Source organism: Rhodococcus pseudokoreensis (assembly GCF_017068395.1).
GTDB lineage: Bacteria > Actinomycetota > Actinomycetes > Mycobacteriales > Mycobacteriaceae > Rhodococcus_F > Rhodococcus_F pseudokoreensis.
This window is the reverse complement of record NZ_CP070619.1, coordinates 8613075-8626812: the sequence shown is the minus strand read 5'-3', so window position 1 is coordinate 8626812 and position 13738 is coordinate 8613075. Positions and strand designations below refer to the sequence as shown.

The 13738-nt window shown below is 69.6% G+C and carries 3 protein-coding genes (1 of these 3 running past the window's edge); 1 reads left to right on the top strand and 2 read right to left on the bottom strand.

Translation table 11 applies throughout. The features are described from left to right. Nucleotides 1-94: 94 nt before the first annotated feature. Nucleotides 95-427, bottom strand: coding sequence for a hypothetical protein (locus tag JWS13_RS44715; protein WP_124393462.1), 333 nt, complete (start codon nucleotides 425-427; stop codon nucleotides 95-97). Nucleotides 428-599: 172 nt separating this feature from the next. On the opposite strand from JWS13_RS44715, the gene JWS13_RS44710 reads away from it, so the two are divergent. Further along, nucleotides 600-938, top strand: coding sequence for an RNA polymerase-binding protein RbpA (locus JWS13_RS44710; RefSeq protein ID WP_124393463.1), 339 nt, complete (start codon nucleotides 600-602; stop codon nucleotides 936-938). Nucleotides 939-1541: 603 nt separating this feature from the next. On the opposite strand, the gene JWS13_RS44705 is transcribed toward JWS13_RS44710, so the two are convergent. Beyond that, on the bottom strand, nucleotides 1542-13738 hold the 3' end of the coding sequence (locus JWS13_RS44705; protein ID WP_206011441.1) for a non-ribosomal peptide synthetase. It continues 18877 nt past the right edge of the window; 12197 of the gene's 31074 nt are visible here — the last part of the coding sequence; its start codon lies off the right edge, out of view; its stop codon occupies nucleotides 1542-1544.

The window sequence follows — 13738 nt, the reverse complement described above, 5'->3', positions numbered from 1 at the left end:
ATTCGTGATGTTCGTTTCGGAATCGCCATCGATCGGCGACGGTCGGACCGGTCGAGCAGAGTGCGTCCCACGCTCCCCTGCCTCTGTGCGAGGCTCAGCGGAAGCGTTCGGCCTCACGTGCGAGTTGCACGAGGTCGGCGCACAGGGACTCCACCTCATGGGCCGCCGCACCTTCGGCAACGGCTGTCGCCACGTCCTCGGCGGCACATCGAACCTGGAAAACCCGGTCGACCATGGCGGAGGCTTCCTCCGACGTGAGCACCACCGCATCGGCGGGGATGCTGGTGCCCTTGACCTGGTTGCGCTGCTCGTACGCGCGTTGCCGGCACGATTGGCGGCAGTACCGGCGACGCCGGCCCATCCCCGTCTCGGCCACTTCGCGTCCGCACCACACACAGGAATCCGGTCTGCGGGAGGCGCTGGTCATGGTCGACCACCTTACTGCGCGGCGCCCCCGAGCCCGCCCGGTAAGATGTCGAGGTTGCATCTGCGCGGCGTGCGGGAACCAATCGGGAGGCCGTGGCGTTGTAGATGAGTGTGAACGCTTGGTGCTGGTCCAGGCGTGCTCGCGCGGAGACGAACGAGGAGAGGACACCACCATGGCAGATCGCGTACTTCGAGGGAGTCGACTCGGAGCGGTGAGCTACGAGACCGACCGTGACCACGACCTCGCACCCCGCCGGATGGCCAAGTACCGGTGCGACAACGGTGAGATCTTCGACATTCCCTTCGCCGACGATGCCGAGATCCCCGGCACGTGGCTGTGCCGCAACGGCCTCGAGGGAACCCTGGTCGAGGGCACGGCGCCCGAGGCCAAGAAGGTCAAGCCGCCGCGTACCCACTGGGACATGCTGCTCGAACGCCGTTCCAAGGAGGAACTGGAAGAGCTGCTGAAGGAGCGCCTCGACCTGCTGAAGGCGAAGCGCCGCGGAGCCTGACACAGGCCACCGAACCGTACGAACGCCGTCTCGGCTCTGCCGGGGCGGCGTTCGCCGCGTCCGGGTGGTATGCGACCCCGCCTTCGGCGTGGTCCGGGACGTCTGCGACCCCGCCTTCGGCGTGGTCCGGGGAGTCTGCGCCCCCGGCTTCGGCGGGGACGGGATGTTCGACACGGACAAGCTTCTGTAGGTCACTGGGCTGGTCACCGTCTCGACAGGACTCATCCAAGCACTCCGATCTGCTGAAACGCGGGCGCGTTACATTCCGAGCACACCAAGCACCGAGCGTCACGCCCCGAACACGCAGTCGAAGAAACCACGTATGACCGACCTCCCGGGCTTCCATACCGTTTGAGAGGTAGGTCACATGACCGCTCTCAATCTACTATTCGGTACGGCGGAGTCAAGGGTTTGGTCTTCTCTTCGGGCAGATCTCACACCTGGGGTATGAAACCGGCACCCTGAAGCCACAGCGCGTCCGGCGTCCACGCCATTCCGGGTGGTGAACCGCTCATTTCCACTACAACCGCTCACCTTTCGTGGTATTCCCCCATCACCGCCCAAACCAAACCTCACGGTCGGTTGAGCGGCGGCGGGGTGCGGTCAGCGCACCGGGTGCGGCCGGTTCTCGCTGTCGTCGGGGTCGGCGTCCCGGCCGGTGTCGGGCGCGGCGTGCCGCGGCCGGCGACGCGAACGCTCGAGGTGCGGCGCGATCGCGGCGAGAGCGTCCGGTGTCGTCATCGTCCAGTGCGTCGCGTCCACCGGGTGCTCGTCGATCCTGCCGCGCACGAACGGGGCCCAGCAGGTCACCGGGTCGACGTGGAAGCCGTCGTCGAGGGCGGCGGTGAAGAACACGAGTTCGCCGTCGAACACTCTCGGCCGGTGTCCGTCGATCAGGTCGGGGGCCCGCAGCGCGTTGCCGTAGATCCGGTCGAGTTCCGGGGCGGTCAGTGCTGCCAGCGGACCGCCGACGATCCGGAGCAGCGCGGCCGCCCGCTCGGCGTCGAATTGCCCGCCGGGCGCGAGTTCGTCGAGAACACCGTCGTCGGGCAGGTCCAGGCCGGCACCGCCGAGGAGATCCGCGGTGGTCGCGGTGTTCTCCACGCTGCGGTCGAGCCCGACGTAGCTGTCGAGGAGCCCGAGCAGCCGCACCTCTTCGCCGGCCTCCTGCAACTGCACCGCCATCTCGTGAGCGATGACCCCGCCGAGTGACCAGCCCACCAGGTGGTACGGGCCGTGCGGCTGGATCGAGCGGATCTCGCGGACGTAGCGATCCGCGAAGTCGGTGATCGTCTCCGGGTGCGGCGCGTCCTCGGTCAGCGCCGGCGACTGCAGCCCGTAGATCGGCCTGTCCTCGGTCAGTTCCCGGCTCAGCCCGGCGTAGCTCCACGCGAGCCCGATGAACGGGTGAACGCAGAACAGCGGTTCCGCCGCCCCTCGGGTGCGGATCGGGAGCAGCACGTCGAGCGAGGTGCCGGCACCGTCCGTTCCGTCGGTCGCCGCATTCTGGATGCGCTGCCCCAGCGACCGCGGTGTGGGGTCGCTGAACATCCACTGCAGCGGGAAGTCGATGCCCAGTTCGGACCCGAGCGCGGACGCGGCGCGGGTGGCGATCAGGGAGTTGCCGCCGAGGTCGAAGAAGCTGTCCGTGGCTCCGACCCGGTCGATGCCGAGGACCTCGCCGAACACGGTGGCGACGGCCCGTTCGGCCGCGGTCCGTGGGGGCTGATACTCGGCGGCGGCCGAGCGGACCTCCGGTGCGGGCAGGGCCTTGCGGTCGAGTTTGCCGTTCACCGACAGCGGCAGCGCGTCCAGGTGCACGACGTGCGCCGGGATCATGTACGACGGGAGTCGGGTCGACAGGTGTGCGCGCACGTCCGACCACTCGGTCGCGCGTCGTCCCACCAGGTAGGCGACGAGGGCTTCCTCGCCGCGTTCGTCCCGGTGCACCACCACGACCGCCTGCGTGACCGCCGGATGCGTCTCCAAAGCCGACTCGATCTCCCCCAACTCGATCCGCTGCCCCCGCAACTTCACCTGGAAGTCCGTACGCCCCAGGTACTCCAGAGCCCCGTCGCCGCGGCGTCGCACCAGATCGCCCGTCCGGTACATCCGCCCACCTGCGACGTAGGGGTTCGCCACGAACCGATCCGAGGTGAGATCGACGCGGCCGAGGTACCCCCGCGCCAACTGGTCGCCCGCGAGGTACAGCTCCCCCGCCACCCCGTTCGGCACCGGGTGCAACCGGGCATCGAGCACATGCAGCTGGGTGTTCCACACCGGACGACCGATCGGGACAGACTGTGTGTCGGACGCACTGGTCTCCCAGTGCGTCACGTCGACCGCGGCCTCCGTCGGCCCGTACAGATTGTGCAGATCCGCACCGCTGACCGCCCGGAACCGTGACACCTGTTCCGGCGTCAGCGCCTCCCCCGAACAGAACACCAGACGCAACGAATCACACTGCGCCGCATCGGGTTCGGCGGTGAACACCGACAGCATGGACGGCACGAAGTGGATGGTCGTCACGTGACGTTCCTGTACCAGCCCGGTCAGATACCGCGGATCGCGATGTCCGTCGGGTGCGGCGATCACCAGGGACGCCCCGACCTGCAGCGGCCAGAACAGCTCCCACACCGACACGTCGAACGTCACGGGCGTCTTCTGCAGAACAACGTCCGCGCTGGTCAGGGCGTATTCGTGCTGCATCCACAGCAGCCGGTTCACGATCGCTCCGTGGGTGACCGCGACGCCCTTCGGCCGGCCCGTCGAGCCGGACGTGAAGATCACGTACGCCGTGTTCGCCGCGGACAGCGGCCGGAGCCGGTCCCGATCGGTGACGGGCGCACTGCCGTGCCGGGAGAGGTCCTCGGAGGCGACGTCGATGACGGGGGCCGAGCCGCTGTCATCGAGTCCGACGCCGCTGACCAGCACACACGCGGGCTGTGCGGTGTCGAGTACGTACGCGGTGCGCTCGGCCGGATGGTCGGGATCGATCGGCAGGTAGGCGCCGCCCGCCTTGACGACGGCATGGATTCCCACGAGCAGATCGATCGAGCGGCGCATCGCCACCGCCACCACCGACTCGGGGCCGACGCCCTGCTCGATCAGTCGGCGCGCCAGCCTGTTCACGCGGGCGTCGAAGTTTGCGTACGTCAGTTCGTCCCGGTCAAAGACCACCGCGATCCGGTCGGGGTTCGTCGCCACGGCCGTGTCGAGCAGCGACGCGAGAGTGCCGGCGGGGACGGGGTGCACGGTGTCGTGGGTGCCGGCGATCTGCTTCCGTTCGCCGTTGCCGAGGATGTCGAGGTCGCCGACCGCAGCGCCCGGACCGTCGACCGCCGCGCGCAGCACCTGCAGGAACCGCTGCCCGAATACGTGCGCGGACGGCTCGTCGAACAGGTCGGCGGCGTACGTGAGGCGGGCGGCGATCCCGTCGGGGCATCCCTCGGGGTCGAACTGCTCCATCAGGGTGAGTTGCAGGTCGAACTTGGCGATGTCCACGTCGAAGTCGACACCGGTCACCGACAGGTCGCCGAGTTCCAGGGTCGCCTGGTCGAGGTTCTGGAACGTGAGCATCACCTGGAACAGGGGGTGCCGCCCGGTGGACCGCGACGGATTGACGACCTCGACGAGGCGCTCGAACGGGACGTCCGCGTGCGAGAACGCGGCGAGATCGGTCTCGCGGACGTCGGCGAGGAGTTCGGCGAATGTGCGCCCGCCGTCGACGTGCTGTCGCAGGACCAGCGTGTTGACGAACATGCCGATCAGGTCGTCGAGTTCGCGTTCGCCGCGTCCCGCGACGGGGGTTCCGATGGCGATGTCCGCGGAACCGGCGAGCCGGCTCAGCAGCACCGCGAGCGCCGAGTGCACCACCATGAACACGGAGGCGTTCGCGTCCCGCGCCGCACCCAGCAGGGAGCCGTGCAGATCGGACGGCACGGTGAAGTCGACGGTGCCGCCCCGGTACGACGCGACCGCTGGACGCGGCCGGTCGGTGGGCAGATCCAGCTGATCCGGAGCTCCTGCGAGGGCCCGTGTCCAGAACGCGAGTTGCCGCGCCGCCACCGAGTCGGGATCGGTTTCGTCGCCGAGGAGGTCTCGCTGCCACAGTGCGTAATCGGCGTACTGCACCGGCAGCGGTGCCCAGTCCGGGCTCGTGCCCGCCGACCGCGCCGAGTACGCCGCCATCACGTCCCGCACCATCGGCGCCATCGACCAGCCGTCGCCGGAGATGTGGTGGACCACCACGGCGAGGACGTGTTCCGTCGCGGAGATCCGGAAGATCCGGACCCGCACCGGCACCTCCGCGGTGACGTCGAATCCGGTGGTCACCAGGTCGGCGATCAGGGCGGGCAGTGCGGTCTCGTCGGTCGGGACGACGGACGCTGCGCCACCGGCCCCACCGGCGGGCAGGATCACCTGGTACGGGCCGTCAACGGAGTCCGGGTAGATCGTCCGCAGCGACTCGTGGCGGTGGAGGACGTCGGTGACCGCGTGTTGCAGGGCGGCGACGTCCAGGACGCCCGACAGCCGGACCGCCACGGGAATGTTGTGCACGGCGGAGTTCGGGTCGAACCGGTTGAGGAACCACATCCGTTGCTGCGCCGAGGACAGTGGGAGCCGTTCGGGGCGCACTGCCGGGGTCAGCGCCGGGCGCGTGGGGGCGGTCGCGTCCGTCGAATCCAGCAGCGCCGCAAGGGCGCCAACGGCAGGCGCCTCGAACAGGGACCGAATCTCGACGCGCCGACCTAGTGTCTCGGACAGCCGGGCGACCACCCGGGTGGCGACGAGGGAGTTGCCGCCGAGGTCGAAGAAGTTCGCGCCGGTCCCGACCTCCTCGACGCCGAGCACGTCGGCGTACACGGCGGCGACGATCTCCTCGGTGGGTGTCGCGGGTGCGCGGTATTCGACTGCCGTCGAAGCGAAGTCGGGTGCGGGGAGCGCCTTGCGGTCGAGTTTTCCGTTCGCGGTCAGCGGCAGGTCCGCGAGCACGACGACGGCGGCGGGCATCATATAACTCGGCACCGCGGCGCCGACGTCGGCCAGCACCGCGGCGGGGTCGACGGTCGCGCCGTCCTCGGGGACCGCGTAGGCGACGAGGGCGGTCCCGGTGTGCGGGTTCCGGTGGGCGACCACGACGGCTTGCCCCACCCCCGCGGACCGCACCAGCGCCGACTCGATCTCGCCGAGTTCGATGCGGAATCCGCGGACCTTCACCTGGAAGTCGGAGCGCTCGAGGTACTCGAGGACCCCCTTGGTGTCCCGGACGCGCCAGCGGACCACGTCACCGGTGCGGTAGAGCCGTGAACCGGGTGCGCCGAACGGGTTGGCGACGAAGCGCTCGGCCGTCAGATCGGTGCGGGCGACGTAACCGCGGGCCAGCTGGTCACCGGCCAGGTACAGCTCCCCAGCGACCCCGACGGGGACCGGGTTCAGCCGGGCGTCGAGCACGAACGCCTGCGTGTTCCATTCGGGTCCGCCGATGGGGACGGTGTCGGCGTCGTCGTCGGTGTGCGCCCAGGCCGTCACGGACACGGCGGCCTCGGTGGGCCCGTACAGGTTGTGCAGGGCGACGTAGCCGAACCGGCGGCGGAAACGGGCGGCGGTGTCGGCGGGCAGCGCCTCACCGATGCACAGCACCCGACGCAAGGCCGGCTGTTCCCCCGCACCCGGGATGAACGCCTCCAGCAGGGACGGCACGAAATGTGCTGTCGTGACGCGCTGCTGACGCATCAGGTCCGCCAGGTAGGCCGGGTCGCGGTGACCGTCCGGGCGGGCGATGACGAGCCGGGCCCCCGACGTCAGCGGCCAGAACAGTTCCCACACCGACAGGTCGAACGTGACCGGTGTCTTCTGCACGACCGCGTCGGTGGTGTCGAGCGGGTATTCGTGCTGCTTCCAGCGGAGTTGGTTCGCGATGGCGGCGTGCGATACCGCGACACCCTTGGGCCGGCCGGTGGACCCGGACGTGAAGATCAGATACGCCGTGTTTTCCGGCCGTAGCGGGGCGCGCCGCTGCGCGTCGGTCACCGGTCCGCGCGGGTCGAGGTCGAGGGTGTCGATCTCGAGCACGGGGACGTTCTCGGCGGTGAACCCGTCCGAGGACGTGGTGAGGATGCACACCGGGCGCGCCGTCTCCAGCACGTACGCCAGCCGGTCGGCGGGATGACCGAGATCGATCGGCAGGTAGGCGCCACCGGCCCGCAATACCGCGTACATCCCGGCGAGCAGTTCGATCGACCGGTTCATCGCCAGCCCCACCACCGTTTCCGTCCCCACGCCCGCATCGATCAGCCGGTGGGCGAGCGCGTCGACGCGGCGGTCGAACTCGGCGTACGTCAGTTCGGTGCCCTCGAAGAACACCGCGGGGTCGTCGGGTGTCCGTGCCACCTGGGCGGAGAACAGGTCGGGGAGGGTCGTCTGCGGCAGATCGACAGCGGTGTCGTTGAATTCGGCGATCACCGACTGCCGTTCGGCGTCGTCGAGGAGGTCGATGGCACCGACGGCGAGGTCCGGGTCCTGCACGACCGACCCGAGGATGCGTAGGAAGCGTTCCGCGAACGCCCGGACCGTCGTGTCGTCGAAGAGGTCGGTGGCGTAGGTGAACTGGGCCTCGATCACGTCCGGGGCGCCGTCGGCGTCGTGCTTCTCCGACAGCGTCAGGTGCAGGTCGAAGTTGGAGATCGTGTTCGGCACGTCGAGTCCCTCGACATGCAGGCCGGGAAGTTCGAGTGTGGCGGTGGCGAGGTTCTGGAACGAGAACGCCACCTGGAACAGCGGGTGGTGCGCGCGGGAACGGGCCGGATTCAGCACGTCGACGAGGCGCTCGAACGGGATGTCCGAGTGCGCGAATGCGCCCAGGTCGGTGGACCGTGCGACGTTCAGGCTGTCCGCGAACGAAGTCTCGAGGTCGACGTGGGTGCGCAGGACCAGGGTGTTCACGAACATGCCGACGAGTTCGTCGAGGGACTCCTCGCCGCGTCCGGCGATGGGCGCGCCGACGGCGATGTCGGATTCGTTGCTCAGTCGCGCGAGGAGGACCGCGAGCGCGGTGTGCATCACCATGAACAGCGAGGCGTTCCGGCCGCGCGCGAGCGTCAGCAGTGCGCGGTGGGTGTCGGCGTCGATGGTGAACGGCACGTGCGCGCCCCGGTGGGATGCGACCGCGGGCCTCGGGCGGTCGGTCGGCAGCGACAGCCGGTCCGGCAGGCCGTCCAGGGTGCGGGTCCAGTACGTGATCTGTTCGGCGGCAACCGATTCGGGGTCGGCCTCGTCGCCGAGGAGTTCCCGCTGCCACAGGCTGTAGTCGGCGTACTGCACCGGCAGCGGCGTCCAGAGGGGGACGTGCCCCTCGGTGCGGGCGGTGTAGGCGAGCATGACGTCGCGGGCCAGTGGGGCGAGCGACCAGCCGTCCCCCGAGATGTGGTGGGCGACCATGACGAGCACGTAGTCGTCGGTGCCGACCCGGTACATCCGTGCCCGCAGCGGCACGTCCGAGGTCACGTCGAAGCCCGTCGTCACGAGTGCGAGCACCCGTTCGAGGACGTCGTCGGGGTGCGCAGGCACCGGTGTCAGGTCAGGCACCGCGTCGGCGGCGGGCAGGATCACCTGGTGCGGGCCGTCGGCGGAGTCGGGGTAGACGGTGCGTAGCGCCTCGTGCCGTCCGACCAGATCGGCGATCGCGATCTGCATGGCGTACAGGTCCACCTCGCCCGACAGCCGGAGTGCGACCGGCAGGTTGTAAGCCGGTGACGCGGTGTCGAACTGGTTGATGAACCACATCCGCTGCTGGGCGAGCGACAGCGGGATGTGTTCGGGTCGCACCCTCGCCGTCAGCGCGGGCCGCCGCGCACCGTGGGTGGTGGTCTCGGTGATCCGGGCCGCGAGCGCGGCGACGGTCGGCGATTCGAACACCTCGCGGACGCCGACGTGGACGTCGAGGGCGGCGTTGATCCGCGACACCACCTGGGTGGCGAGCAGCGAGTTGCCGCCGAGGTCGAAGAAGCTGTCGTGGATGCCGATCTCGGGCAGGGTGAGGATGTCCGCGAAGATGCCGGCGACGATCACTTCCATCGGGTTCCTCGGCGCCTCGAACGTGGTGGCCGCGGCGGCGAAGATGGGTTCGGGCAGCGCGGCCCGGTCGAGTTTGCCCGCCGGGGTGAGCGGCAGGGCGTCGAGCAGGGTGACGGACGCGGGAACCATGTAGGCGGGCAGGGTGCGGCCGACGAAATTCGCGACCTCGACGCGGTCGACGTCCTCGCCGGTGAAGGGCAGCACGTACGCGACGAGGGAGGTCTCCCCGTTCGGGTGCTCGTAGCCGATCGTGGTGGCGTACTCGATCTGCGGGTGTGCGGTGAGGGCGGCGTCGATCTCGCCGAGTTCGATCCGGAATCCGCGGATCTTCACCTGGTGGTCGGTGCGGCCGACGAAATCGAGGACGCGGTTCTCCCGCCACCGGACGAGGTCGCCGGTGCGGTACAGGAGGTCACCGGGCTCGCCGTACGGGTCGGCGACGAAGCGTTCGGCGGTCAGTCCCGGCCGTCCGAGGTAGCCGCGGGCCAGACTCGGTCCCCCGACGTACAGTTCGCCCGGCACTCCCACCGGCACCGGACGCAGCCGCCCGTCGAGCACGAGTGCCCGGACCCCGCGGCTCGGGCCGCCGATGGTGACCGGTTCGCCGGCGCGGAGCGGTTCGGTGATGGACGACATGATCGTCGCCTCGCTGGGGCCGTACGCGTTGACCATGCGGCGTCCGGGCGCCCAGCGGGCGACCAGTTCCGGCGGGCACACGTCACCGGCGACGACGACCACGGCGAGGTCGTCGAGCCCGTGGTGGTCCACCGACGCCAGCGCCGCCGGGGTGGAGAACGCATGGGTGATGCGTTCCGCCGCGAGCAGTTCCGCGAGTTCCGATCCGCCGTAGATCGTGGGCGGCGCAATGACCATCGTGGCTCCCGCACCGAGTGCCATCAGCATCTCGAACACGGAGGCGTCGAAGCTCGGCGACGCGAAATGCAGTGTCCGCGAACGGGACGTGACGCCGAGCAGCTCACGTTCGTCGGTCACCAGGTTCACCAGGCCGCGGTGCGTCACCGCGACACCCTTGGGTCTGCCGGTCGATCCCGACGTGTAGATGACGTACGCCACCTGGTCGGACAGGATCGGCCGCATGCGGTCGCGGTTGGTGAGCGGCAACCGGGACTCGTGGGTGCAGCGCACCTCGAGTGCCGGGTCGTCGAGGAGCATCCACCGGATCGACTCCGGGAGCAGTGCCCGCTTCCCGGACACGGTGATCCCGACCATCGCCCCGGAGTCCTGCACCATGTGCAGGATGCGGTCCGCGGGATAGCCGGGGTCGACGGGAACGAAGGCGGCGCCGGTCTTGGCAACGGCCCAGACGGCCACCACGGATTCGAAGGACCGGGGCAGCGCCAGCGCGACCCGGGATTCGGGTCCCACTCCCCTGTCCACGAGCAACCGGGCCAGCTGGTTCGACCGTTCGTCGAGATCCCGGTACGTCAGGCCGGCACCGTCGAAGACGACGGCGAGGCCGTCGGGTGCCGCGGCGACAGCGTCGGCGAGGATCTCGGGCAGCATCTGCACCGGTCGCGGATCCGCGCCGCGGACCGGGGTGAGGGCCGCGTGTTCGTCTTCGCCGAGAACGGGAATGTCGCCGATCGGCCGCTGCGGGTCGGCGACGACGGCCTCGAAGATCCGGCGCAGCCGCGTCGCGTACCCGGCGGCGGTGCTCTCGTCGAAAATGTCGGTGGCGTAAATGAGTTCGGCGTCGATGCCCGCGTGCTCGGCGGTGTCGTCGAGCCGCTCGGTGAGCGTGAAGTGCAGGTCGAACTTGGCGATGCTCGCATCGAGGGTGAGCGGTTCGACCGACAGTCCGTCCAGCTCCAGTCCGCCGCCGGACACCGCCTGCACACCGAGCGCCACCTGGAACAGCGGGTGGTGCGAGGTGGAGCGGACCGGGCTCAGGACCTCCACCAGCCGCTCGAAGGGCAGGTCGGCGTGGGCGAACGCCTCGAGGTCCACGTCACGCGTCTGCTCGAGCAGCGACACGAACGACGCTCCCGGATCCAGCGTGGTCCGCAGGACGAGCGTGTTGACGAACATGCCGATGATGTCGTCGAGTTCGACCCGCCCGCGACCGGCGACGGCGGTGCCGACGGCGATGTCGGCGGTGGTGCTGAGGCGTCCCAGGAGGACGCTGAGCGCGGCGTGGGCGACCATGAAGATGCTGGCGCCGTGCGTCCGTGCCAGTTCGGCCAGGGCCCGGTGCGTGCCGGCGTCCAGGGTGAAACGGGTCGCCGCACCCCGATGCGACGGCACCGCGGGCCTGCCCCGGTCGCCGGGCAGGTACAGCTGGTCCGGGACACCGGCGAGCGTGCGGGTCCAGTATTCCAGTTGGGCGGCGGCGAGGCTGCCCGGCTCGGACTCGGAGCCGACGACCTCCCGCTGCCACAGCGCGTAATCGGCGTACTGCACCGGCAGCGGCGCCCACGCGGGCGGGTGGCCTGCGGCGCGGCTCGTGTAGGCGATCATCACGTCGCGGATCAGCGGTTCCATGGACACGCCGTCGGCGGAGATGTGGTGGACGACGAGCGCGAGCACGTGCTCGGTGTCGCCGAGCGAATACACCTTCACCCGGAGCGGCACAGCCTGGGAGACGTCGAAGCCGGCCAGGAGGAGTTCCTGGAGGTCGACGCGTAACCCGGCCTCGCTCACGTGGACCGGTGCGATGTCGGGGGTGAAGTCTCCGGGCTCGAGGATCACCTGGTGCGGGCCACCCCGCGAATCGGGAAAGACGGTCCGCAGCGATTCGTGCCGAGCGATCAGGTCACCGATCGCCGCGGCCAGCGCCGCCGTGTCCAGCGGGCCGGTCAGCCGGACCGCCGCGGGCATGTTGTAGGCGGGCGAGGACCTGTCGAACTGGTTGAGGAACCACATCCGCTGCTGCGCGAGCGACAGCGGGATCCGGTCGGGACGCGGCGGCGGCACCAGCGCTGGTCCGGCGGAAGCGCGGTCGCCGGCCCCGGACATCCGCGGCGCCAGCGACTCTGCCAACGCGAGGACGGTGGGGGCTTCGAACAGGTCACGCACCGTGACCCGGATGTCGAGCACGGCGCCGACCCGGGCGGTCACCCGGGTCGCGGAGAGCGAGTTGCCGCCTGCATCGAAGAAATCCGTGTCGAGGCCGATGTCCGTGCCGCCCAGCACGTCGGCAAACGCATCCGCGATCGACCGCTCCAGGGGGTTCCGCGGCGCCCGGTACGCGATCTCCTTGGCTGCCGCACCGAAGTCGGGCGCGGGCAGGGCGGCCCGGTCGAGTTTGCCGTTCGGGGTCAGCGGAATCGTGTCCAGGAACACGAGCGCCGACGGAATCATGTACCCCGGCAGTGCCTGACGCAGGAACGCGAGCAGAGCCGCCGGATCACGGTCGGCGCCCGCACCGACCAGCACGTGCGATGCCAGTCGTGTTTCCGAGGGCGACTCGTAGCCCAGGGTGGCAGCGAATTCGACATCGGGATGTGCGCCCAGGGCGGCATCGATCTCGCCGAGTTCGATACGAAGTCCACGAACCTTGACCTGATGGTCGGAGCGGCCGAGGTATTCGATCGCATGCCCGGGAAGAGTGCCGTCGGTCATGCTGCCGGTCACACCGGAATGTACTGCGCGCCAGCGCACTATGTCACCGGTGCGGTACATCCGGGCACCGGCGGCCTCGAACGGACTCGCCACGAAGCGGTCTGCCGTGAGCGCGGCACGGTCGTGGTATCCGCGTGCCAGAGCCGGTCCCAGCAGGTACAGCTCTCCCACGACACCGACCGGCACGGGCCGCAACCTCGAATCGAGAACCACGGCGGCGACCCCGGGCAGCGGCCCGCCGATGGTGATGTCCCGATCCTGGCCGAGCACCGAGGTGAACGTGGCGCCCACCGTCACTTCGGTGGGACCGTATCCGTTGACGAGGTCGAGTCGGTCGGCCCATCGCGTCACTGTCTCCGGTGGGCAGGCGTCGCCGCCGACGACGATCGCGCGCAGATCGTCCAGTCCCTCCGGATCGACCGACGCCAGAGCGGCATTCGTGATGGTCATGTGCGTGACGCGTTCGGACTGCAACACCTCGTGCAGCTCGACGCCGCCGTACACACCGGGCGGACAGACCACCAGCGCGGCCCCGGACGTGTGGGCCAGAAGCAGTTCGAGGACGGACAGGTCGAACGTCGGGGCCGCGAGGTGCGCGACCCGGGACTTCTCGGTGGCCCGCACTGCGGTGGTATACGCGCCGGCGAGATTCGCGAGCCCGCGGTGGGACACCACCACGCCCTTGGGCAGTCCCGTCGAACCCGACGTGTAGATGAGATAAGCGGGATGATCGACATGTAGAGCGCAGGTGCGATCCGCATCCCCGATCGGCGCCGTGCTCGCCGAGGACAATTCGCGGAGCACTTCCGGGTCGTCGAGTACGAGCCAGTCGGTCACCCCCGGGAGGTGTTCGGCGAACTCCGCACCGGTGACACCGACGATCACTCCCGAATCCCGCAGAATGTGCGCGATGCGGTCCACCGGATGCCCGGGGTCGATCGGAACATAGGCCGCACCGGTCTTGGCAACGGCCCACACGCACAGCACCGATTCGACAGAGCGCGGCAAGGCGATCGCGACGTAGGCTTCCGGGCCGACACCCATTCCGACGAGTGCACGTGCCAGCTGCGTCGATCGCCGGTCCAGCTCACGGTAATCGATCGAGACACCGTCGAAGACGACCGCAGTCGAGTCCGGATACC

Excerpts from the sequence above, each read along its gene's own strand:
- JWS13_RS44715 (WP_124393462.1), bottom strand. The coding sequence starts at position 427 with ATGACCAGCGCCTCCCGCAGACCGGATTCCTGTGTGTGGTGCGGACGC.
- JWS13_RS44710 (WP_124393463.1), top strand. The coding sequence starts at position 600 with ATGGCAGATCGCGTACTTCGAGGGAGTCGACTCGGAGCGGTGAGCTAC.